Origin of the sequence: Streptomyces flaveolus (genome assembly GCF_044765825.1) — a bacterium.
GTDB classification, from domain to species: domain Bacteria; phylum Actinomycetota; class Actinomycetes; order Streptomycetales; family Streptomycetaceae; genus Streptomyces; species Streptomyces flaveolus.
In genome coordinates this window covers 166278-188426 of sequence record NZ_JBIWKU010000016.1, presented here as the reverse complement: position 1 = coordinate 188426, position 22149 = coordinate 166278, and the positions used below count along the sequence as shown (strand labels likewise).

General features: G+C 73.8%; 21 protein-coding genes and 3 pseudogenes. 14 read left to right on the top strand and 10 right to left on the bottom strand.

Annotation, left to right across the window (positions count from 1 at the left end):
• The 6 genes from ACIRG6_RS35265 to ACIRG6_RS35240 form a co-directional block, all read left to right on the top strand.
• On the top strand, window positions 1–462 hold a 462-nt coding region (locus tag ACIRG6_RS35265), incomplete at its 5' end, for a lactate utilisation protein LutB domain-containing protein (RefSeq protein ID WP_403325877.1).
• Window positions 459–1136 (top strand): LutC/YkgG family protein, encoded by a 678-nt coding sequence (locus ACIRG6_RS35260; RefSeq protein ID WP_403325874.1) that lies wholly within the window; start codon window positions 459–461, stop codon window positions 1134–1136. The genes ACIRG6_RS35265 and ACIRG6_RS35260, both read left to right, overlap by 4 nt.
• A gap of 124 nt (window positions 1137–1260) precedes the next feature.
• Window positions 1261–2052 carry an ABC transporter ATP-binding protein gene (locus ACIRG6_RS35255; RefSeq protein ID WP_364824569.1) on the top strand — a complete coding sequence of 264 codons (792 nt, stop codon included), beginning with the start codon at window positions 1261–1263 and terminating at the stop codon, window positions 2050–2052.
• Between the two features lie 3 nt (window positions 2053–2055).
• Window positions 2056–3366 carry an FtsX-like permease family protein gene (locus ACIRG6_RS35250; protein ID WP_403325869.1) on the top strand — a complete coding sequence of 437 codons (1311 nt, stop codon included), beginning with the start codon at window positions 2056–2058 and terminating at the stop codon, window positions 3364–3366.
• 125 nt (window positions 3367–3491) lie between these two features.
• Window positions 3492–4349, top strand: a complete 858-nt coding sequence (locus ACIRG6_RS35245; protein WP_239769148.1) for an AAA family ATPase — start codon at window positions 3492–3494, stop codon at window positions 4347–4349.
• Window positions 4346–5710 carry a VWA domain-containing protein gene (locus ACIRG6_RS35240; protein WP_403325866.1) on the top strand — a complete coding sequence of 455 codons (1365 nt, stop codon included), beginning with the start codon at window positions 4346–4348 and terminating at the stop codon, window positions 5708–5710. Before ACIRG6_RS35245 ends, ACIRG6_RS35240 begins: the two co-directional genes overlap by 4 nt.
• Before the next feature lie 45 nt (window positions 5711–5755).
• Here ACIRG6_RS35240 and ACIRG6_RS35235 read toward each other — a convergent pair whose 3' ends face one another.
• Complete coding sequence (locus tag ACIRG6_RS35235) at window positions 5756–6118, bottom strand: cupin domain-containing protein (RefSeq protein ID WP_189234303.1); 363 nt, start codon at window positions 6116–6118, stop codon at window positions 5756–5758.
• 77 nt (window positions 6119–6195) lie between these two features.
• Complete coding sequence (locus ACIRG6_RS35230; RefSeq protein WP_364824578.1) at window positions 6196–7173, bottom strand: pyridoxal-phosphate dependent enzyme; 978 nt, start codon at window positions 7171–7173, stop codon at window positions 6196–6198.
• A 78-nt stretch (window positions 7174–7251) separates the two neighbouring features.
• On the opposite strand from ACIRG6_RS35230, the gene ACIRG6_RS35225 reads away from it, so the two are divergent.
• The 4 genes and pseudogenes from ACIRG6_RS35225 to ACIRG6_RS35210 all read left to right on the top strand — a co-directional run bounded on the left by ACIRG6_RS35225 (window position 7252) and on the right by ACIRG6_RS35210 (window position 10428).
• On the top strand, window positions 7252–7716 hold the full coding sequence (locus tag ACIRG6_RS35225) for a GntR family transcriptional regulator (RefSeq protein WP_318215691.1): 465 nt from the start codon (window positions 7252–7254) through the stop codon (window positions 7714–7716).
• Window positions 7713–8213, top strand: a pseudogene (locus ACIRG6_RS37785) (ATP-binding cassette domain-containing protein); the annotation flags it as partial. The gene ACIRG6_RS35225 and the pseudogene ACIRG6_RS37785, both read left to right, overlap by 4 nt.
• Window positions 8214–8611: 398 nt before the next feature.
• Complete coding sequence (locus ACIRG6_RS35215; protein ID WP_364824584.1) at window positions 8612–9568, top strand: transporter; 957 nt, start codon at window positions 8612–8614, stop codon at window positions 9566–9568.
• A 59-nt stretch (window positions 9569–9627) separates the two neighbouring features.
• Window positions 9628–10428, top strand: a complete 801-nt coding sequence (locus tag ACIRG6_RS35210) for a class I SAM-dependent DNA methyltransferase (protein ID WP_364824586.1) — start codon at window positions 9628–9630, stop codon at window positions 10426–10428.
• 156 nt (window positions 10429–10584) lie between these two features.
• Here ACIRG6_RS35210 and ACIRG6_RS35205 read toward each other — a convergent pair.
• Window positions 10585–10887 (bottom strand): annotated as a pseudogene (locus ACIRG6_RS35205) (hypothetical protein); the annotation flags it as partial.
• 284 nt (window positions 10888–11171) lie between these two features.
• Here ACIRG6_RS35205 and ACIRG6_RS35200 point away from each other — a divergent pair.
• On the top strand, window positions 11172–12833 hold the full coding sequence (locus tag ACIRG6_RS35200; protein WP_403325856.1) for an alkaline phosphatase D family protein: 1662 nt from the start codon (window positions 11172–11174) through the stop codon (window positions 12831–12833).
• Window positions 12834–13036: 203 nt separating this feature from the next.
• Window positions 13037–14401 carry a trypsin-like serine protease gene (locus ACIRG6_RS35195; RefSeq protein WP_403325853.1) on the top strand — a complete coding sequence of 455 codons (1365 nt, stop codon included), beginning with the start codon at window positions 13037–13039 and terminating at the stop codon, window positions 14399–14401.
• A 162-nt stretch (window positions 14402–14563) separates the two neighbouring features.
• Here ACIRG6_RS35195 and ACIRG6_RS35190 read toward each other — a convergent pair.
• From ACIRG6_RS35190 to ACIRG6_RS35180, 3 genes and pseudogenes are all read right to left on the bottom strand, one after another.
• Window positions 14564–14725 (bottom strand): annotated as a pseudogene (locus ACIRG6_RS35190) (Orn/Lys/Arg family decarboxylase); the annotation flags it as partial.
• Window positions 14726–14916: 191 nt separating this feature from the next.
• Window positions 14917–15552 (bottom strand): class I SAM-dependent methyltransferase, encoded by a 636-nt coding sequence (locus tag ACIRG6_RS35185; protein ID WP_364684395.1) that lies wholly within the window; start codon window positions 15550–15552, stop codon window positions 14917–14919.
• A gap of 150 nt (window positions 15553–15702) precedes the next feature.
• On the bottom strand, window positions 15703–16701 hold the full coding sequence (locus ACIRG6_RS35180) for a mechanosensitive ion channel family protein (protein ID WP_403325849.1): 999 nt from the start codon (window positions 16699–16701) through the stop codon (window positions 15703–15705).
• A 225-nt stretch (window positions 16702–16926) separates the two neighbouring features.
• Here ACIRG6_RS35180 and ACIRG6_RS35175 point away from each other — a divergent pair, with 225 nt between their 5' ends.
• The gene (locus ACIRG6_RS35175) at window positions 16927–17148 is read left to right on the top strand and encodes a hypothetical protein (protein WP_350724077.1); all 222 of its coding nucleotides are present in this window, start codon (window positions 16927–16929) and stop codon (window positions 17146–17148) included.
• Here the strand turns inward: ACIRG6_RS35175 and ACIRG6_RS35170 are convergent.
• Together ACIRG6_RS35170 and ACIRG6_RS35165 are read right to left on the bottom strand one after the other, a co-directional pair.
• The gene (locus ACIRG6_RS35170) at window positions 17125–17997 is read right to left on the bottom strand and encodes a cytochrome c oxidase assembly protein (RefSeq protein WP_403325846.1); all 873 of its coding nucleotides are present in this window, start codon (window positions 17995–17997) and stop codon (window positions 17125–17127) included. The two genes, ACIRG6_RS35175 and ACIRG6_RS35170, sit on opposite strands and share 24 nt — an antisense overlap.
• Window positions 17997–18563: a DUF2243 domain-containing protein gene (locus ACIRG6_RS35165; RefSeq protein WP_403325843.1), complete on the bottom strand. Its 567-nt coding sequence runs from the start codon at window positions 18561–18563 to the stop codon at window positions 17997–17999. The genes ACIRG6_RS35170 and ACIRG6_RS35165 overlap by 1 nt, the downstream gene beginning before the upstream one ends.
• A 210-nt stretch (window positions 18564–18773) precedes the next feature.
• On the opposite strand from ACIRG6_RS35165, the gene ACIRG6_RS35160 reads away from it, so the two are divergent.
• Window positions 18774–19217, top strand: a complete 444-nt coding sequence (locus ACIRG6_RS35160; protein ID WP_403325840.1) for a PPOX class F420-dependent oxidoreductase — start codon at window positions 18774–18776, stop codon at window positions 19215–19217.
• A gap of 57 nt (window positions 19218–19274) precedes the next feature.
• Here the strand turns inward: ACIRG6_RS35160 and ACIRG6_RS35155 are convergent, their stop codons facing one another.
• On the bottom strand, window positions 19275–21368 hold the full coding sequence (locus tag ACIRG6_RS35155; protein WP_403325837.1) for an MMPL family transporter: 2094 nt from the start codon (window positions 21366–21368) through the stop codon (window positions 19275–19277).
• Window positions 21369–21556: 188 nt separating this feature from the next.
• Window positions 21557–22066: a MarR family winged helix-turn-helix transcriptional regulator gene (locus ACIRG6_RS35150; RefSeq protein WP_318215677.1), complete on the bottom strand. Its 510-nt coding sequence runs from the start codon at window positions 22064–22066 to the stop codon at window positions 21557–21559.
• Window positions 22067–22149: the final 83 nt, after the last annotated feature.

Below are 22149 nucleotides of genomic sequence, written 5' to 3'. Positions count from 1 at the left end.
GGCTCGGTGTATCCGGGCCCGATCGGCGCCATCCTCAGCCCTCAGCTGCGGGGCACGGGCAGCGAGATCGACGCCTCCCTGCCGTACGCGTCCTCCCTGTGCGGCGCCTGCTACGAGGTGTGCCCGGTCGCCATCGACATCCCCGAAGTCCTCGTGCACCTGCGGGAACGGGTCGTCCAGGGCGGGCCGGCCGTCCGGGAGGGCAACCGGGTCGTCCTGAGACCGGCGAAGGGGCATGCCGCCGAGCGGGCGGCGATGCGCGCGGCGCAGTGGGCGTTCACGCACCCGGCCGCGCTGCGGGCCGGGCAGCGGCTGGCGTCGCGCACCCGCCGCCTGCATCCGCGCACGCTTCCGGGTCCGGGGCGGGCGTGGAGCGGAAGCCGGGACCTTCCGGCGGTGCCCGCGGAGCCGTTCCGGGACTGGTGGCAGCGCACGCGTGGTGGAGAGGACGGGGCGAAGTGAGCAGCAGGGAACGCATCCTGGGCCGGGTGCGGCGCGCTCTCGCGGACGTGCCGCACGACGACACTCCCCCAGTGCCTGAACGGCCTGGGAGGGACCCCCGGTACGGGGACGCGGTCGCCCGGGACTATCTGCGGGAGCACGGGGACCGGACCGTCGCGCGGACGGTGGAGCTGCTCGCCGAGAACCTGGCGGACTACCGGGCGATCGTGCACCGCTGCGCCGCCGGTGACGTGGCGGCGACGGTCACCGGGCTGCTCGCCGCCCGCAGGTCGAGGACGGTACTCGTGCCGCCGGGCCTGGACCCGGACTGGCTCGCGGGGTCCGGCCCGGAGCGGGTCCCGGACCGTCCGGAGAGCACGCCGCACGAACTGGACCGCGTCGACAGCGTGGTCACGGGCTGCGCCGTCGCGATCGCCGAGACCGGCACGATCGTCCTGGACGGCTCCCCCGACCAGGGCCGCCGCCGGATCACGCTCGTGCCGGACCACCACATCTGCGTTGTCCGGGTCCCCGGCCAGGTGGTCGCCTCCGTCCCCCAGGCCCTCGAACGCCTGGACCCGGCACGCCCGTTGACGTGGATCTCCGGCCCGTCGGCGACCAGCGACATCGAACTCGACCGGGTCGAGGGGGTGCACGGGCCGCGCACCCTGGAGGTGGTGCTGGTGACGGAGTGACGACGCGGGCCGGGGTGTCACTGAGTACACCCCCCGATACGGGTTCTGCGCCCCGTGTCTGCGGACCGCCCGCTCCGTAGCGTCGTGGACGAGGCACCGCACAGGGCGTGCCGCACGGAGGGCGATGACGATGTTCCGTACCCGCGCACGAGGCAAGCACGACCCCGGACCGTCCCCCGAGGCGCTGCGGCTGGTCAAGGTCACCAAGATTTACGGCGCCGCCGAGAGCAGCGTGACCGCGCTGGACGGGGTGACGCTGAGCCTCGGGCGGGGCACGTTCACCGCGGTGATGGGGCCGTCGGGCTCGGGCAAGTCCACGCTGCTGCAGTGCGCGGCGGGGCTGGACCGGCCCGACAGCGGGTTCGTGAGTGTGGACGGCGAGGAACTGACCGGAGGCAGCGAGACGGAGCTGACGAAGTTCCGGCGGGGGCGGGTCGGCTTCGTGTTCCAGCAGTACAACCTCCTGGAGACGCTGACTGTCGCGCAGAACACGGTGCTGCCGCTGAAGCTCGCCGGGCGGCGCGTGGACCGCGCACGGGTCCGGGAGACCCTGGTCGCGGTCGGTCTCGGTGACCGGCTGGGGCACCGCCCCGACCAGCTCTCCGGCGGTCAGCGGCAGCGGGTGGCGATCGCCCGCGCACTGGTCACCGAGCCCCGGGTGATCTTCGCGGACGAGCCGACGGGCGCACTGGACACGCGCAGCGCGCGACAGGTGCTGCTGCTGTTGCGGGAGGCGGTGCGGGTCCACGGGCGGACCGTGGTGATGGTGACGCACGATCCGGTCGCCGCCTCGTACGCGGACTCGGTCGTCTTCCTCGCCGACGGCCGTCCGGCGGGCCGGATGGACGCCCCGACCCCGGACGCGGTCGCGGAGCGGCTCGCGCACCTGGGCGACGACGTGCCGACGGGGGTGTGAGCGATGTTCGCACTGTCCCTGCGGTCGGTCCGGCGGCGCCCCGGACGGTTCCTCGCGACACTGCTGTCCACCTTCCTGGGCGCGGCGGTCGTCATGACGTTCCACTCGATGCACGACACGGCGGCGGGGGACGGCGTCGACGCGGTGAGCGCGGACACGCTGGGTCTGGCGGCGGGCGTCGTCGGCGGTTACGGGACGCTGCTGGTGTTCTTCGCGGTGGCCTCCACTCTGACGGTCAACGTGCGTCAGCGCACCGCCGAGATGGAGCTGTTGCGCTGCTCGGGGGCGACCCCGGCGCAGATCGTGCGGATGGTCGTGGGCGAGGCGGTGGCCGTGGCCCTGGCGGGCACCGTCCTCGCGATCGGGCCGGCCGTGCTCGGTGGCCGGGCGCTGCTGGACATGTTCCAGGACAGCGGCCAGGTGGCGCGCTCGGTCGACCCCGCCTTCGGCCCGGTCGCGCTCGTCAGCGGCGTCGCCGTCACCCTGCTCGCCTCGGCCGGCGCCGCGCTGTTCGCGGTACGGCGGGTCACCCGGGGCCGCCGGGAACGGGCGGGCGCCCGGCGGTTCCTGGCGTACGCAGCGCTTGTCGCCGGTGCGGCGGGGGCGGGTTCGACGTTCCTGTTCCCGGCGACGGACGAGGCGCTGATGGCGGCACCGGCCTACGGGGCGATCCTGCTTTCGGTCGGGTTCGCGCTGCTGTCGCCGGCCCTGTTGACGGGCGTGCTCGACCGGCTGCCGCTCGATGGCGCGAGCGGCTGGGCGGCGGTGCGCAATCTGCGCCGACGGGCCGGTCACCTCGCCGGGATCCTGGTGCCGTTGATCCTGTTCACCGCCGTGTCCACGGCGACGCTCACCATGCAGTCCGTGGAGAGCGACGCCGTGCGGGCCTCCGGACTGGTCAAGTCGGTCGACGCCAAGAACCTGGAGACGCTCAACCTCACGGTCGTCGGCATCATCGCGGTCTTCGTCTGCGTCATGCTGGTGAACTCGCTGTACGCGGCGACGGCCTTCCGCTCGCGCGAGTTCGGGCAGCTGCGGCTGGCGGGGGCGACGCCCGGGCAGGTGCTCGGGACGGTCGGTGTGGAGGGCGTGATCCTGACGGTCACGGGGGTGCTGTTCGGCACGTCGGCCGCGCTGGCGGGGGTCGTGCCGTTCACGGTGGTGCGCACCGACGCGGTGCTGCCGGACCAGTTCCTCGGCACCTGGCTCGCGATGGCGGCGGTGAGCGCGGCGGCGACGCTGGGCACGAGCCTGGTCACGGCCCGGCGGGTGCTGCGTGTCCCGGCGGTCGGGGCGGTCGCACTGACCGCGTGAGCAGTCGGCGGTGCCGGGGATGCCCGTGGGCGGGGCATCCCCGGCACCGTCCTTTTGCGTGACACCGACGGTGAACAAGCGCTTAGATAGACGTCGCAGACCCTGTCCCGAGCTGGAGGCCCCCGGTGTTCACTTCCGTCGACGACGTCTCCGCCCGGCTCGCCGCGACCGGCTATCTGGCGTCGCCCGCGGTCGCCACGACCGTGTTCCTCGCCGACCGCCTCGGCAAGCCGCTGCTGGTGGAGGGCCCCGCCGGGGTCGGCAAGACCGAGCTGGCCAAGGCCGTCGCCGCGGTCGCGGACGCCCGGCTGGTACGGCTGCAGTGCTACGAGGGCGTCGACGAGTCCCGGGCGCTGTACGAGTGGAACCACGCCAAGCAGCTGCTGCGCATCAGCGCCGGCCGCGACGAGACCTGGGACGAGGCCCGCACCGACATCTTCGGCGAGGAGTTCCTGCTCAGCCGCCCGCTGCTGACCGCGATCCGCGGCGACGAGCCCAAGGTGCTGCTCATCGACGAGACCGACAAGGCGGACGTCGAGGTGGAGGGCCTGCTCCTGGAGGTGCTCAGCGACTTCCAGGTCACCGTCCCGGAGCTGGGCACCATCACCGCGACCCGCCGGCCCTTCGTCGTGCTCACCTCGAACGCGAGCCGTGAACTGTCCGAGGCGCTGCGCCGGCGCTGCCTGTTCCTGCACATCGGTTTCCCCGAGGAGGAACTGGAGCGGCGCATCGTCCGGCTGAAGGTGCCGGGGCTCGACGAGGCGCTGGCCGCGTCCCTGGTGCGGGTGGTGGGCGCACTGCGCGCCATGGACCTGCGGAAGCTGCCCTCGGTCGCCGAGACCATCGACTGGGCCCGCACCCTGCTGGCGCTCGGCACCGGCACGCTCGACGAGAAGGTCGTACGGGACACCCTGGGCGTCGTCCTCAAGCACCACGACGACGTGCAGAAGGCGGCGGCCAAGCTCGACCTGGACGCGCTGTGACCACCGGCGCGGGCGTGACCGAGCGGCTGACCTCCCTGGTCGCCGCGTTGCGCGCGCACGGCGTGAGGATCGGCACGGGTGAGAGCGTGGACGCGGCACGGGCGGTCGAGGCACTCGGCCTGGCGGACCGGGAGCTGCTGCGGGAGGGCCTGGCGGCGACGCTGCTGCACACCCCAGGCCAGCGCCGGGTGTTCGACCCGGTCTTCGACCTGTACTTCCCGCGCCGGGCCGGCGGCCCGGAGTCCGCACCGGCCGGGCGGGACGAGCTGCGGGACCGGATCGCCGACGCGCTCGCGGCCGACGACCGGGCGCTGCTGGAGCGGCTGGCCGCCGAGGCGGTCGCGGGGTTCGGCGGGTACGGCTCCCCCGGCTCTCCCGGTTCGGACGGCTGGTCGTCGCATCAGACGCTCGACCGGCTGCGACCGCAGACCCTGCTCGCCCGGGTCCGCGACGACGTCCGGGCGCGGGGCGGCGGCACGGGCTTCGCCGACAGGCTGCTGGAGGACGAGATCCGGCGTCGTATCGAGGACTTCCGGCAGATGGTGGCGTCGGAGGCACGGCGCCGGGTCGCCGAGCGGCGGGGCCGGGACGAGATCGCCCGGCGGGCGGTGGCCACGACCCCCGACCGCGTCGACTTCCTGCTCCTGGGCAAGGACCGGCTGGCCGAGTTGCGCCGGACCGTGCAGCCGCTCGCCCGCAAGCTGGCCACCCGGCTCGCGGCGCGTCGGCGGCGGGCCTCCCGCGGCAGCATCGACCTGCGGCGCACCCTGCGCGGTTCGCTGTCGACGGGCGGGGTGCCGATGCGGCCGGTGCTGCGCAGGCGCCGTCCGGTGCGGCCCGAACTGGTGCTGCTGTGCGACGTGTCGGGGTCGGTGGCGGGGTTCTCGGACTTCACGATGCTGCTGGTGCAGGCGCTGCACGACCAGTTCGGGAAGGTGCGCGTCTTCGCGTTCGTCAACCGGGTCGACGAGGTGACCGGGCTGCTCGTGCACGGCGCCGCCGACCCGGAGGGGCTCGGCGCCCGCATCGGTGAGCGGGCGACGCTCACCGCCTGGCACGGCAGCAGCGACTACGGGGTCGCCCTCGGCGAGTTCGCGGAACGCTACGGCGACGCGGTGGGCCCGCGCACGACCGTGTTCGTGCTGGGTGACGCCCGGACGAACATGGGCGACCCGAATCTCGCCGCCGTACGGGAGATCGCCGGGCGGGCCCGCCGGGTGTACTGGCTCAACCCCGAGCAGCGCTCCCGGTGGGGCACCGGGGACTCCGCGGCGCCGGAGTACGCCGAGCTGGTCGAGATGTACGAGTGCCGCAACGCCCGCCAGCTCGGCACCCTGGTGACCCGGCTGCTGCCGGTGTGACGCGCCGGGTCTCCTGCCGGCCGGCCTTGGTGTACCGGTCTGCCCCTAGTCGGCCTTGGCGTACTCCTTCGCCATGGCTCCGGCGAAGTCGTACACCACGCACTGTTCGTCGCCCACGACCCAGGCTTCGTGCCCGGGCGAGCAGACGAAGACGTCGCCGGGACCCACCTCGCTCTCGGTGCCGTCGTCGTCCATGCGGACGCACATGCGTCCCTGGACCACGTAGCAGTTGTGGTGGATCATGCAGCTGTCGGTGCCCGCGATGGGTGCCACGGACTCCGACCAGCGCCAGCCCGGCTCGAAGGTGGCCACGGCGAAGTCGAGCCCTTCCATGTGCACGGCTTCGAGGTGTCCCCGGGGGAAGTCCCGCCGTTCGTCCGGCTTGTCGAGCGTCTTGGCCTCGAACATGACGCTCCTCCTTTCCCTGCCCCACCACTCCATCGTCCGCCTGTCAAGTCGGGGCCGCCATCCGGGGAAGCGCGGTGTCAGCGGGCGACGCCGCACAGGCGGGCGAAGCGGCCGGCGTCGACGTTGCCGCCCGAGAGGATCGCGCCGACCCGGCGGGGCAGGGGCCCGGCGCGGCCGGTGAGCAGGGCGGCCAGCGGGGTGGCGCCGCTGGGCTCCAGGACGATCTTCAGCCGCTCGAAAGCGAACCGCATCGCGTCCCGGATCTCGTCGTCGGAGACCAGCACGATCCCGTCGACCAGCCGCCGGTTGAGGGAGAACGTCAGCTCACCCGGGGCGTGCAGGGCCTGGCCGTCGGCGATGGTGTGCGGCACGGGGACGCTGACGCGCCGGCCCGCCTCCAGCGAGCGCTTGGTGTCGTCGCCGGCCTCCGGTTCGACGCCGAGCACCCGGGTGCCGGCGTGCAGGCCCTTGACCGCGGTCGCGCTGCCGGCGATCAGTCCCCCGCCGCCGACCGGGACGATCAGCGCGTCCAGCTCGCCGCTCTCCTCGACCAGTTCCAGGGCCGCGGTGCCCTGTCCGGCGATGACGTGCGGGTGCTCGTAGGGCGGGATCAGGGTGAGGCCCCGTTCGGCGGCGAGGGCCTCGGCGATCGCGACCCGGTCGCCGGTGTAGCGGTCGTAGGTGACGATCTCGGCACCGTAGCTCGCCGTGGCCTCCCGCTTGGACGGCGGCGCGTCCTCGGGCATGACGATGACGGCGGTGGTGCCGAGTTCCCGGGCGGCGAGGGCGACGGCCTGGGCGTGGTTGCCGGACGAGTAGGCGGCGATGCCCCGGGCCGACTCCTCGGGGGTGAGGCGGGAGGCCGCGTTGTAGGCGCCGCGGAACTTGAAGGCGCCCACGCGCTGGAAGTTCTCGCACTTGAGGAGGACCTCGGCGCCGACGAGAGCGTCCAGGGTGCGCGAGCGCAGCACCGGGGTGCGGTGTGCGACGCCGTCCAGGCGGGCGGCGGCGGAGCGGATGTCGTCGAGGGTGACCGGTGGGGTGGTGGTCGTCACGCGTGTCCTCCAGCGGGGTCGGTGGTTTGACATCTTCCCACTCCCTGATCATGCTTCTACTAATGAATTAATGAAAGCATGGAAGGTGACGTGGTCGAGTACCGGATCGATCGACAGAGCGGCATCCCGGCCTACGTGCAGATCGTGCGGCAGACCGAACAGGCACTCCGGATGGGTGTGCTGCGGGTCGGGGACAAGCTCCCGACGGCCAGGGAGGTCGTCGCTGCCACCGCCATCAACCCCAACACGGTGTTCCGGGCGTACCGGGACCTGGAACAGGCCGGCCTGGTGCGGTCGCGGCGCGGGCTCGGAACCTTCGTGACGCGGTCGCTGGCGCGGCCCGGCGCGGAGGACGACTCGCCGCTGCGCAGCGAACTCACCGGGTGGGTCGCACGGGCCCGGTCGGCCGGACTGGAGCGCGACGACGTGCTGGCACTGGTCACGGCGGCCCTCGACGAACACGAGCAGGGGCACGAGCCGGAGCACGAACGGCACCACGAGCACGACCCGGGCGACCGGGGACAGAAACAGGAGGACGCATGACCGGGCCTGACGAGCCCGCCGCGCTGAGCGGCACGGACCTCGGGTTCCGCTACCGGGCCCGCGGCGGCTGGGCCCTGCGGGACTGTGGATTCACGGTGCCCCGCGGCCGCATCACCGCCCTGGTCGGACGCAACGGCGCGGGCAAGAGCACGCTGCTGCACCTGGCCGGCGGACTGCTGCGCCCCACCCAGGGCACGATCCGGGCACTGGACACCGTCCCGGACACGGCCGGGGCACGCGCCCGGGTCGCCCTGGTCACCCAGGACAAGCCGCTCTACCCCCGCTTCACCGTGGCTGACACGCTCCGCATGGGCGGCAGGCTCAACCCCGTGTGGGACGCCGCGGTCGCCGAACGGGTCGTCCGCGAGGGCGGCATCGCCGGGGCGGCGCGGGTGGGCGAGCTGTCGCCGGGTCAGCGCACCCGGGTGGCGCTCGCCCTGGCCCTCGGCAAGCGGCCCGAACTGCTGCTGCTGGACGAGCCGCTCGCCGACCTCGACCCGGTGGTGCGCGGCGAGATCATGGCGACGCTGATGGCCGAGGCGGCCGAGCGCGAGGTGAGCATCGTGCTGTCCTCGCACGTCCTGCCCGACCTGGAGCAGACCTGCGACTGGGTGGTGCTGCTGCGAGCGGGACGGGTCGCGCTGAGCGAGGACGCCGACATGCTCCGCGAGAGCCACACCCTGCTCACCGGGCACATCGACGAGGAGCCGGCGCTGGCCGGGCACACCGTGGTGCACCGCCGGGCGCACGGGCGGCAGCTGACCGCGCTGGTCCGGCGGCGGGGACCGCTCGGCGGTGACTGGTGCGTCGAGCGGCCCGGCCTGGAGGAGATCCTCCTCGGCCACCTGAGGACCGGCGCGGAGAGCCCGGCCGAAGACGCGAAGGAGGCGGCGGCGTGAAGGGCTCGTTGTGGCTGGCGTGGCGTCAGCAGCGGGTACTGGTCGTCTGCGGTGCCGTCGTCCTGCTGGCCGCCGCGGCGCTCGCCGCGTACTTCCGCTCGGGCATGCTCGACGACCTGCGCAGCGGGGTGTTCGACCACTGCGACCCCGGGCCCCTGTACTGCAGCGGGCCGGAGGACGGACTGCCTCGGTTCCTGGACGTCGAACCGCTCAAACTCCTCGGGGCGCTCAACATCGCGCTGCCCGTGCTGATCGGCATGTTCTGGGGAGCGCCGCTGCTGGGGCGGGACCGGGAGCTGGGCACTCACCGGCTGGTCCTGTCGCAGGGAGTGAGCCGGGCCCAGTGGTTCGCCTCCCGGTTCGCGCTGGCCGTGGCGTGCACCGTGGTCCTGTCCGGCGCCCTGGCCCTGCTGTTCCGCTGGTGGTGGCAGCCGGCCGCCAACCGCAGCTACGGCGTCTTCTGGTACGAGGCCACCGCCCTCACCGGCTCCGGCCCCAGCACGGTCGCCGCCGCGCTGTTCGGCCTGGCCGCCGGCACGCTGGCCGGGCTGCTCGCCCGCCGGGTGCTGACCGCGATGGCGTGGACGCTGCTCGTCACCACGGTGGTGGCGGTCCTGGTGCAGTGGACGCACCGGGCCCGGCTGCTGGTGCCGCCCGAACGGTACGTCAGCTCCGGATGGCAGCCCAAGCCGCCCATGGGTGACAAGTGGTCCACCGGTCACTACGGCCTCGTCACGGCCTCCGGCGGCCGCGAGGACGTACTGAACTGCCCCTTCCCCTCCGGCGGCGAACTGCGCCGGTGCATGGCCGAGCACGGCTACGTGGCCCGCTCCTACGAGGCCAACCCGGCCGGCGACTACTGGACGTTCCAGTGGATCGACACGGCCCTCCTCGGCGGCCTCGCCCTCGCGCTCACCGTCGCCGTGGTCCTGTTGCTGCGCCGCCGGGTCTGACACCCGGCCCCGGCGCCTCCCACCGTTCCGCCCCCACCTCGCACGGAGGTCGATCCGTCATGCCCAAGGACGCCAAGTCCCCGAAGAAGCTGCGCAGCAACCGCGCCGCGCTCACCCACAAGGTCGGCTACGCGCTGCGCCATCCCGAGCGCGTAGCGCCCTACGTCCGCCGGGCCGGCCGCGACGCGTGGCTGCGGCTCAAGCACCCCGACCACGTCGGCTACTACCGGGCGGTGATGGCGTCCGACACCCGCCGCGACCCGGAGGCCGCGGTCGGCAGCCGGACCCACGACCGCTGGCTGGCGCTCGGTCAGATGCAGTTCGACTACCTGCTCGAGCACGGACTGCGCCCCGGGCACCACATGCTCGACATCGGCTGCGGCAATCTGCGCGGCGGCTGGCGCTTCATCGACCACCTCGAGACCGGCCACTACTACGGCATCGACATCTCGCCGGACATACTGATCGCCGCCAAGAGGACGCTCACCGAGCGCGGACTCCAGGACAAGCTGCCCCACCTGACCCTCACCGGCGACCTCACGCTGGACTTCCTGCCCGACGACCGCTTCGACGTCATCCACGCGCACAGCGTCTTCTCCCACTCGCCGCTGAAGGTCATCGACGAGTGCCTCGCGCACGTCGGCCGCGTCCTGACGGACACCGGGTTCTTCGACTTCACCTTCGACCGCACGGAGGGCACCGAACACCAGGTACTGCGCGAGGACTTCTACTACCGCACCGAAACCCTGCTGCACCTGGCCCGCAGGCACGGCCTGCACGCGCGGTTCATGGAGGACTGGGAGAAGCGTCCGCACGGCCAGTCGAAGATCCGCGTCAGCCGCTCGCCCCTGCCGACGTAGCCGGTCCGCGGCGTCAGGGGCGTGCTCTCGGCGTGCCGGCCCTGACCCTCGTACGGGATGTACGTGGGTCAGGGCCCGGTGCGGCGAGTGGGGGCACCCCCTCCGGGGGCGCGTGCAGGGCGTCGCCGGGCAGACGGGAGTCTGACGCCCGGCCCAGGGCCGCGGGTCGGTGCGCCGCCACCCGGGCCGGGCATCGGCGCCGCGGCGGCCGGCCGCGGCGGCGCAGCGGGGGCAGACCCGGCGTACCTCGTCGGCCGCTCCACCGGACTCGGGCAGCACGTCGGCCCAGCCCACGGACGAGAAGCGGGACAGCTGCGACCGGTGGAGGGACAACCCGCACACCGTCTGGTTCGTGCCCTGTTCCCACGCGTGCACCTCACCGGCCGGCAGCCAGCGGTTGTCCTCCGCGTCCCACCAGCGACCCGAGGCCGCCACCTCGTAGCGCCGTCTCCTGGCCATCGCCCCGGCCCGCCGCCCTTCCTCCGCCGCGTGCGCGCGTTCCCGCCCGCACCGGGTGCCCCGGGCCCGAGCCGGCCACACACGCGTACCGCCTCCTGTGTGATCACTCAGCACGTCCTGCCCGTTTAAGTCATTTTGTCTGCTTAGCATGCGGGGTCCGCGCATCGCGGGTCGACGTCACCGCGCGACGGGGCCCGGGCGCGCGGCGCGACCGCCCGGGGCCCCACGCGGTTCCCCCGTGCCGCTCGCCCACGGACCGCCCGCCCCGTACGAGAGGACACCAGATGGCGCCCACGGGCCGTCACAGCTCACTGGCCGAGCACGCCTTCTCCCCGCACGACGCCGTGATGGGCGCCGCCGCCCGGCGCCTCGGCCGCCGGCGCTTCCTCACCGTCACCGCGGCCGCCGCCGCGCTGGCCTTCTCCACCAATCTGCCGGCCCGGGGCGCCGTCGCCGCCCGCGAGCGGACCGCCCGTATCACCAAGGACCCCTTCACCCTCGGCGTCGCCTCCGGTGACCCGCTGCCGGACTCGGTGCTGCTGTGGACACGGCTGGCACCCGAGCCGTTCCTGGAGGACGGCGGTATGGGCACGGAGCGGGTCGCGGTCGAGTGGGAGGTCGCCCTCGACGACTACTTCGTGGGCGTCCTGTTCCGGGGCACCGCCGACGCCCACGCCGAGTACGCCCACAGCGTCCACGTCGACGTCACGGGCCTGACGCCGGGCACCGAGTACTACTACCGCTTCCGGACCGGTTCCTGGATCAGCCCGACGGGGCGCACCCGCACCGCCCCCCGTCCGGGCAGCGACGCGTCCGCCCTGAGACTGGCCGCCGTCGCCTGCCAGGCCTACCAGGACGGCTACTACACCGTGCTCGGGCACGTCGCCGAGGACGACGTCGACGTGGTCTTCCACCTCGGCGACTACCTCTACGAGTACGCGGTGAACCCGGCGGGCGGCGAGCGCCGCTACACGGACATCACGCTGCCCGACGTGTTCAACCGCGAGACCATGACCCTCGCCGACTACCGGCTGCGCTACTCGCTCTACAAGACCGACAAGGACCTCCAGGCCGCGCACCACGCCCATCCCTTCGTCGTCGCCTGGGACGACCACGAGACGGAGAACAATTACGCCGGCAGCATCCCCGAGAACGAGGTGCCACCGGCCGAGTTCCTGCTGCGCCGGGCCGCCGCCTACCGCGCCTACTGGGAGAACCAGCCGCTGCGCACCGCACAGCTCCCCCAGGGCCCCGACGCGCGGCTGTACCGCCGGCTGCACTGGGGCACGCTCGCCCAGTTCGACATCCTGGACACCCGCCAGTACCGCTCCGACCAGGCCTACGACGACCGCCCGCACGCCCCCGGGCCCGAGTCCGACGACCCGGCGCGCACCATGACCGGTGCCGCGCAGGAGAAGTGGCTGATCGACGGCTGGCGGGACTCGACGGCGCTGTGGAACGTCATGCCGCAGCAGGTCTGCTTCTCCCAGCGCAAGTTCGACGTGACCGCCGACGCCGCGCTCTCCATGGACGCCTGGGACGGCTACCGGGCCTCCCGCGACCGCGTCGTCGCCGGGGCGAAGGCGGCCGGGGTCGACAACTGGCTGATCCTCACCGGCGACGTGCACGTGGCCAACGCCTTCGACGTCAAGGACGACTTCGACGACCCCGCGTCCACGACCCTCGGCACGGAGGTCACCTGCACCTCCGTCGCCAGCGGCCGGGACGGCGTGGAGCAGCCCGCCGACTGGGACACCTACATGCGGGCCAACCCGCACATGAAGTTCTACAACGGCAAGCGCGGCTACGTCCGGGTCGAACTCGGCCGCCGGGCGGCCCACTTGGACTTCAGGACGGTCTCCGCCATCAGCACGCCCGGCGCGGCCGTCACCACGGCCGCGTCCTTCGTCACCGAGGCGGGCGCCCCGGGGCTGAAACCGGCCTGAGCGGGGCGCGGCCTGCCCGTGCCTGTACTGCACTTGCACCCCACCGCTTCCCCCATCGCGCGAAAGACGCCCGTGTCCGGCATGTCCGCGGGACTTTCCGGCAAGGCCTGTGACTCGCCCGGTCGCCGCGTGACCCACGGTCACCCGCGCGGTCACTCACTGTTCTCCGCTGTCTCGCACAGCCCTCGAAGGAGGCACATCGCATGGTCGGCAGACATACCGCGCGCACCCGCCGCGCCGCCGTGACCGCGCTCGGCGCGCTCGCCCTGACCGCGCTCCCCCTGGCCGCGTCGGCCGCGCCGGGGCCGCTGCCCACCGCCGCCCAGACGCTCGGCGCCGACAAACCGCCGGCGCAGGTGCTGCGCGCGATGGAGCGCGACCTGGGGCTGACCCCCAATCAGGCGACCGCCCGGCTGGTCAACGAGGCGGAGGCCGGCACCCGTGCGGGCCGGCTGCGCAACACGCTGGGCGACCGCTTCGCCGGGGCCTGGGTGAGCGGCGCGACCTCCACCGAGCTGACCGTCGCCACCACCGACGCCGCGGACACCGGCGCGATCGAGGCGCAGGGCGCCAGGGCGGCGGTCGTCGAGAAGCCGCTGGCCCAGCTCGCCGCGGTCAAGGAGAAGCTGGACGCCGCCGCCGTCCGGACCAGGACCGCCGAGACGCCGGTCTGGTACGTGGACGTGAAGACCAACCGGGTCATGGTCCAGGCGACCAGCGAGACGGCCGCGGCGGCCTTCGTCAGGACCGCCGGCGTCGAGGCCGAGAACGTGGGCGTCCGGGTGTCCGCGAACCGGCCGCGGGTGCTGAAGGACCTCGTCGGCGGCGACGCCTACTACATCGACGCCCGGGCGCGCTGCTCCATCGGCTTCTCCGTCACCAAGGGCGAGCAACAGGGCTTCGCCACGGCCGGTCACTGCGGCAGGGCGGGCGCGAAGACCACCGGGTACGACCAGAGCGACCAGGGCACCTTCCAGAGCTCCGTCTTCCCCGGCAAGGACATGGCCTGGGTGGCGGTCAACGCCGACTGGACCGCCACACCCGACGTCAAGGCGCAGGACGGGCAGAAGGTGCAGGTCGCCGGCTCGGTGGAGGCGCTCGTCGGGGCGTCGGTGTGCCGTTCGGGGTCCACCACCGGCTGGCACTGCGGCACGGTCCGCCAGCACGACACGAGCGTCCACTACGCCGAGGGCACGGTCGACGGGCTGACCGAGACCACGGTGTGCGCCGAACCCGGCGACTCCGGCGGCCCCTTCGTCGCGGGCGCCCAGGCACAGGGCACCACGTCGGGCGGTTCCGGTGACTGCACCAACGGCGGCACCACGTTCTACCAGCCGGTCAATCCGCTGCTCGGCGACTTCGGTCTCACTCTGAAGACCACGGCGGCCCAGGCCCAGGCGCCCGCGCCGCAGGACAACGCGGCGCCGGACGCGTGGGCCGCCGGCCGGGTCTACCAGGTCGGGGCCACGGTGTCCTACGACGGCGTGCGGTACCGGTGTCTGCAGAGCCACCAGGCGCAGGGCACCTGGTCGCCGTCGAGCACGCCGGCCCTGTGGCAGCGTGTGTGACGGACGGCGGCACGCCTGACGCACACGCCTTCGGCGCGGGGCGGTCGCCCCGCGCCGAAGGCGTGTCCGACAGGGCCGACAGTCAGGACGTCGCACGGACCACGCGCACGTCCGCAGCGACGGGTCCGCGGCGTCCGGGATCAGGACGCCGTGCTCGGCACCGCTGCGCAGGTAGTCGAGGACCTCGTCGGTGTTGACCTCGCCGGGTGCGATCACGGGCACGCCCGGCGGATACGTGCTGACCGTCTCCGCGCAGACGCGTCCGGCGGCCCGTTCGGCCGGCACGTGCTCCACCTCGGCGAAGAACGCGGCGCGCGGCAGCATCGCCTGTTCGCGGCGCAGCCGCTCGGCGTCCTCTGCGCCCTCCGCTCCTTCTTCCGTGCTCGACGGCCGTTTCCCGCCCATGGCCGCTCCCTCGCCGCTCGGTGCACACCGCGCCGGGCCTGTCGCGCCCGGCGCCGCCGAACGGGTACCCGGTCGGGCCGCCGCCAGTGCTCACCGGCCGCTGTCGCCCCTCACCCGCGCCGCAGCCGCCATACGTTGTCGTCGCGGTGGCCCTCGGTGCCCTCGGGTGAGGTGCTCGGCCGGCGGACGGTCTCCTTGGTCCGGACGGTCCACTCACCGGCCGGCAGGGCGAGCTCGTCGAGGACTCCGTCCAGGGTGGGGAAGACGGCGTCGAAGGGCGGTTCGGTCTGCCACGAGGGCCACCCGGCGTGCATGACGACCAGCAGGGTGCCGCCGTCCGCGACGGCGTTCGCCGCACTGCCGAGGACCGCCCGCTGGTCGAGGGCCACCGGCGACTGCAGGTAGTGGGCGCTCACCAGGTCGAAGGAGCCCTCGGGGAACGAGCGTCCCAGTTCGTGGCGCTCCCAGGCGACACGGTCGCCGACCCCGGCGTCGGCGGCGTGCACGGCGGCGCGTTCGAGTGCCGTGGCGGAGATGTCCACACCGGTGACGTGCCAGCCGCGCCCCGCCAGCCACACGGCGTCCGCTCCCTCGCCGCATCCCAGGTCGAGCGCGGTTCCCGGGGTGAGGTCGCCCGCCTCCCGGACCAGCAGTTCGTTCGGGCGGCCGCTCCAGACGCGGTCGGTGTCGCGGTAGCGGGCCTCCCAGAAATCGGCGGCCGGGGCGGGTGCGGGCGTGTGGGTCATGCGTGCCTCCTGAGGAACGGACACGGTCGTCTGCTCGGCGGGCCCGCGAGGTGCGCGGCCCGTCCTGCGCCAGGCTGCACCCACCCCCGCCGCGACGGCGAACGACTTTGCCGGAACGGCAAGTGCGCCGCCCTCCCCCGGTCCCGCCCGTCAGCGCAGGGCTGCGGAGCCCGACTCCGAGGAGTCGCCGCCGCGCACCCACACGTTGCGCGCGAAGGGGATGTCGATGCCCGCCTCGTCCAGCGCGTCCTTGACCCGGCGGCGCAGTTCGCGGGTGACGCCCCACTGCTGGAGCGGCACGGTCCTGACCGCGACACGCACCACGACCCCGTCCGGGTCGAGGGACTGCACACCCCACACCGAGACGTCCTCCAGCAGGAGGTCCGCGAAGTCCGGGTCCTCGCGAAGCGTGCGGCCGGCGTCCTCGAGGACGCGGTAGACCGTGTCGAGGTCCGCGTCGTAGGTCACGGCGACGTCCAGGACGGCGCGGGCCCATTCCTGGCTGTCGTTGCGGACCCGCAGGATCTCGCCGTTGCGGATGTGCCACAGGCCGCCGTTGAGGTCGCGCACGTGGGTCAGGCGCAGGCCGACCTGCTCCACCTCGCCGACGGCCTCCCCGAGGTCCACCGAGTCGCCGACGCCGTACTGGTCCTCGATCATGATCAGCAGGCCGGACAGGTAGTCGGCGACCAGGCTCTGCGCGCCGAAGCCGATCGCCAGGCCGACGACTCCGGCGCTGGCCAGCAGCGGGCCGAGCGCGATGCCCACCTGGTCGAGCACCATGGCGACGCCGACCATGAACAGCACGATGGTCACGGCGCTGCTGAGCACCGAGCCGATGGTGCGGGCCCGCTGCTCGCGCCGCTGCCTCGCCCGGGACCGGTCGCGGTGCAGTACGGCCGGGCCCCGGCCCGACCAGCGCGAACGGCTCCGTTCGTGCTCGCCCGCCGACGGTTCCAGTACGCGCTGCACGACCCGTGTGATGGCCCGCTTCGCCACCACGCGCACCACCAGCAGGACCACGACGATGAGCGCGATCCGCAGCGGTACTCCGACCAGCGCGGCGGTGTGGTCGCCCACCCAGTCCGACCAGGAGGCCGCCGACTGTGGTCCGGTGGCCGGGCCGGTGGGTGCGGTTGCGTGCGTCATCGCCTCAAGTGCTCCGTTCCTCGGCGCTGTGTCCCTGCCGTCGGCCCCGCCTACCCACGGGCGGCCCGAACATGACACGGGGGCACCTCCTGCCCACTCAAGCATTTGGCCGCCTTTGCGCTGTATGTCCGACGGTCGCGTCATCTTCACGGAGCGCGGGCCCATCACCGGCACCACCCCGGGCATGCGGAAGGGAGTCGCTCACAGCGGAGGGGGAGCTGCGACGTGGTTATCGTTGCCGTCCTGCTGCTGCCCGGACTCGGGCTGCTGCTGTTCACCATGACGTGGCTGGAGGACAGGCTCTTCCGTGACACGGAACCGGCCCGGCACGCCCGGCGCCGACGGCACCTGCGGCTCCTTCCGGGCGGCCGGACCGGCGCGGGAGCGGGCCGGGTCCGGGCGTCCGCAGGGCGGGCCCCTGCCTCAGCGGACCGGGACGCCGCCTGACCCCGGGACCGCCGGCCGGACTGGCGGGCGCGCCCCGCGCCGCTCGGGCCGCCAGGTGGACACCAGCGCGGCGGCGAGCAGCAGTTCGGCGATGTCACCGCCGTAGTACATGATCTCCGCCCCCTGCCGGAGCTGGTCGACCGGTACGTGGACGCCGACGAAGAAACCGCCGTACATCGCCTGGGCGATGAGGGCGTGGACGGCGATCGCGACGCCGAGGTACACGAGCCGGGCCGGTACGCCGGGCCGCGCGGGTGCCGGGTCGGGGCCCGCCACGGCGTGGGCGAAGAGGCATCCGGACGCCAGGAAGTGGGCGTTCATCAGCCAGTGCCCCGCCGGGTGGCCCATGGCCGCGTCGTACAGCGGGGTGAAGTACAGCACGCCCAGGGTGCCGGTGCTCAGGGCGAGCGCGGTGGCGGGGTGGGTGACGAAGCGGGCGGGGCGGCTGTGCAGCAGCCCGGTCACCCGGCGGGCGCGCCCCGGCGAAAGAGTGCGCAGCAGCAGGGTGACCGGCGCGGCGAGGACCAGGAGCAGGGGCGCGTACATGCCGATGAGCATGTGCTGGGCCATGTGCCCCCGGAAGTCGGTGTGCGCGGCGGGCCCCAGCGGCGGCAGCAGGGCGACGGCGAGCAGCGCCGTCCCGCCGAGGAACGACGCCGACCGCGGGCCGCTCCAGCCCTGCGCGGGGTTGCGGCGCCGGGCCCGGCGTGCGGCGAGCAGGTAGGCCGCCGTCACGGCCAGGAGGGCCGACAGGAGCAGCGGGACGAACAGGGCCGTCACGGCGCCCGGCACGGCGTCACCGCCCGGAGCGTGGTGGTGCGGGGAGTGCGCGTCGCCCGTCGGGCCCATCAGGCCCGGCCCCCGGCCCGTCCGGCGCCTCGGGGGGCGCCGGGGTCGACGGGCCGGCCCCCGCGCTGCAGCAGGTGCCCGGCGAGCAGGAACAGCGCGCCCAGGACCAGGAACCCCGCGTCCCACCACGCCTGGTGGGGGCCGCCGTGGACGTGATGAATGCCCAGAATCTGGTGGTCCAGGAGTCCTTCGACCAGGTTGAACAGACCCCAGCCCGCCAGGATCCAGCCCCACAGCACGCGGGAGGCCCACACCGCCCGCCGGTTGTGCGTGACCCGGGAGTACAGCAGGGCCAGGCCCAGCAGCACGGAGATCCAGCACACGGCGTGGAAGACGCCGTCCCACACGGTGTTCATCTCCAGTCCGGAGACGGTGCCCGGGTCGTAGTACTTCACTCCGATGCGGTCGTGGTCGGTGCTGGTGAGCATGTGGTGCCACTGCAGGAGCTGGTGGAGCAGGATGCCGTCGACGAAGCCGCCGAGCCCGACCCCGAGCAGGACGCCGGGCAGCCGGATGCTGTTCGGCTCCGTCGTGGCCGGCCGGGTCTCGCCTGTCGTGGTGGCCATCGCCTGTTCTCCGTCCCGTCGGCGGGTGCGCGCGGACCTTCCGGACACGGTTTCCCCGCCCGGTGGGCCCGTGTCACCGACTGGCGGGATCCCGCCGCCGTTTTCCGTCACCCGGGTGACGGGCCTTCACGTCCGCGTGCGCGTCGTAGGGTGAGGAGGCGAACGGGTGATCACCGACGGCCGGTCCGGCCGGCCGGACCGAGGAGACGTATGGACACCGGGCAACAGGCGGACGTGGACGCGGAGTTCGTCACTTTCTGGCAGGAGCGCCGGGTGTGCTTCCTGTCGACGCCGCGCGCCGACGGCAGCCCGCACCTGGTGCCGGTCGGTGTGACGTACGACCATGCGACGCGCACCGCACGCGTCATCACGAGCCGGGACACCGCCAAGGTGCGCAACGTCGTGCGGGCCGGCCGGGCCGCCGTGGCCGTGAGCCAGGTGGACGGCCGGCGCTGGTCCACGCTGGAGGGCATCGCGACCGTACGGGACGACGCCGACGCGGTCCGGGACGCGGAGACCCGGTACGCGGCCCGCTACCGGCAGCCGCGGGCGAACCCGGCGCGGGTCGTCATCGAGATCGACGTGCGCCGCTTCCTCGGCACGGTGCGGCCCCACCGGGACGCCCCGGGGGCGGGTGACGGCCTGGCCGGGTGAGCCGCACCGGGGCCGCGTCGTCGTGGCCCCGGTGCGGCCGCGGGTCGTGCCGTCAGGTCATTCCTCCGCGTCGCCGCGGGCCCGGCGTGCGAGGCGGCTCGGCCACCACACGACGGCGCCGATGTCGCGGGCGAGGGCGGGGACGAGCAGCGAGCGCACCACCAGCGTGTCCAGCAGGACGCCGAAGGCGACGATGAAGGCGATCTGCGCGAGGAAGGCCAGCGGGATCACGCCGAGCGCGGCGAAGGTGGCGGCGAGCACGACACCGGCCGAGGTGATCACGCCGCCCGTGGCGGTCAGGCCGCGCAGGATGCCCTGCCGCACCCCGTGGCGCAGCGACTCCTGCCGCACCCTGGACATGAGGAAGATGTTGTAGTCCACGCCGAGGGCGACCAGGAACACGAACCCGTACAGCGGGACGGAGGCGTCCGTGCCGCTGAAGCCGAACACATGGCGGAAGACCAGGGCGGAGACGCCCAGGGTGGCCAGGAAGTTCAGGGCCACGGTCGCCACCAGCAGCACCGGCAGCAGCAGGGAGCGCAGCAGGCCGGTCAGGATGACCAGGATGATGGCGAGCACCACGGGCACGATGAGCGTCCGGTCGTGCTCGGCGGTGCGCTGGGTGTCGTACTGCTGGGCGGTGTAGCCGCCGACGAGGGCGTCCGCGCCCGGCACGGCGTGCACCGCGGTCCGCAGGCGCGTCACCGCGTCCTTGGCCGCGTCGCTGTCCGCCGGCGCCCGCAGGGTCGCGTCGATCCGCACCCGTCCGTCGACCACCTTCGGGGCGCCGTCGCCGGGCCGGCCCGACGCGGTCACCGGGGCGGCGGAGGCGACGCCGCGCGTGTCCCGGGCCGCCGCGAGGACGGGGGCGGTCCGGTCCGCGTCCGCGATGATCACGGCGGGGTTGCCGGAGCCGCCCGGGAAGTGCCGGGCCAGGGTCTCCTGGGCGGCGACCGACGGGGCGTCGTTGACGAAGATCTCGTCCAGCGGCACGCCCTTCGCGTCGAGGGTCGGCCAGAATGCGGCGCAGGCGAGCAGCCCGGCGAGGCAGACCGCCCAGATGCGGCGCGGCGCCCGGTCCACCAGCCCGGCGACGCGGCGCCACAGGCGGTGTCCCGCCTCCGGGTCCTCGGCGCGGACGGGCTCGGCGGGCCAGTAGGCGGCGCGGCCGAGCAGGACCAGGACGGCGGGCAGGAACGTGAGGGTGCTCAGGACGGCGCAGACGATGCCGATGGCACCGACGGGTCCGACGGCGCGGTTGTTGGTGAGGTCGCTGAGCAGCATGGCCAGCAGGCCCAGGGCGACGGTCGCCGCGCTGGCGACGACGGCTCCCCAGGACGCGTGCAGTGCGGCACGCGCGGCACCGAAGCGGTCCGGGTGCCGGGGCAGTTCCTCGCGGAAGCGGGCGGTGAGCAGGAGCGCGTAGTCGGTCGCGGCGCCGATGACGAGGATGGAGAGGATGCCCTGGACCTGCCCGTCGACGCGCACGACGTCGCGGTCGGCGAGCGCGTAGACGACCGCGCAGGCCAGCCCCAGGGCGAAGACGGCGCCGAGGATGATGACCAGGGGCAGCAGGACGCTGCGGTAGACGAGCAGCAGGATGACGAGCACCGTGATCAGGGCGACGCCGAGAAGCAGCCCGTCGATGCCCGAGAAGGCGTCGGAGAGGTCGGCCTGGGAGGCCGCCGGGCCGGCCAGCTGCGCCCGGGTGCCCGGGACCTGCTCCGCGGCCTCGCGGATGTGCCCGAGGACGTCGGGCAGGCGGTCGCCGAGGCCGGGCTCGACCTGGACGACGGCCTGCAGGGCCTCGCCGTCGTCGGAGGGCAGCGCGGGCGTCGCGGGACCGACGGTCTCGGGCTCGCCATCGAGGCCCGCGACCGCGCGGGTGGCCTCCGCCCGGTGGCCGGTGACGCCACCGCCGCCGTCGGCGGTCCACACGACGATCACCGGCAGCGTCTCGTCCTCCTGGAAGGTTTTCCGGGCGTCGATGACCCGGGTGGACTCGGCGCCGCGGGGCAGGAAGGCGGCCTGGTCGTTGGTGGCGACCTCGTCCAGCTTCCCGGCGTACGGGCCGAGCGCACCGCCGATGCCGAGCCAGACCAGGAGGAGGACGACGGGGACGAGCCACCGGGCTCGTGAGGTGCGGGGCATCGGTCTGCTGTCTCCAGGTCTTCCGTGGTGCGGGGTGTCGGCGGCGCGGGATGCCGGTGAAGTGACTCGATCATAAACAATCTCAATCATCGAGTTATATCGGGCGATGCCGTGCCAGTACCCCATGGGTGCCCGCGGCCCGCAGCCTGACGCTGACGGCCGTCACCCCTGCGCGCGAACGGCGGAGGTCAGCGCTCGTCGGCGGACCGTACGAGCCGCAGTTCCTCGTTCATGGCCGCCACGAACCGCGCCACCACCGCCAGTTCCCCGTCGTCGAAGCGGTCCCGGGTCGCGGCCGCGGCCTGGGCCAGCGGCCGGAAGTACGTCCGTGCCGCCGCGCGGGCGTCGGGCACGTAGTGCAGATGGACGACCCGGCGGTCGGCGCTCTCCCTGACCCGGCGCACATGCCCGGCGCGTTCCAGGCGGTCCACGCAGGCCGTGACCGCGCCCGAGGTCAGTCCCAGGTGTGCGCGCAGCCGTCCCGGCGTCATCGGCTCCTCGGCGTCCAGGATCGCCGCGAGCGCCTGCACGTCGGTGGCGTGCAGCCCGTGGGCGGCGGCGAAGCCGTGCACGAGACGGTTGATCTCACCGTTCATCCGCCGCAGTCCCGCGGCGAGGACCTGGAGGTCGCCCGCCTCGGCCCCGGCCGGGGTCTCCCGCTCGTGCGCGCGCCGTCCGCGCTGGTTCGCTGTCGCCACGCGATCAGCGTATAGAAGGGTCACATCCGCCCACGGCGCGCCCATCGCGGTCCGTTCGGGGAAGAGGTCAGCACGACGGCTGC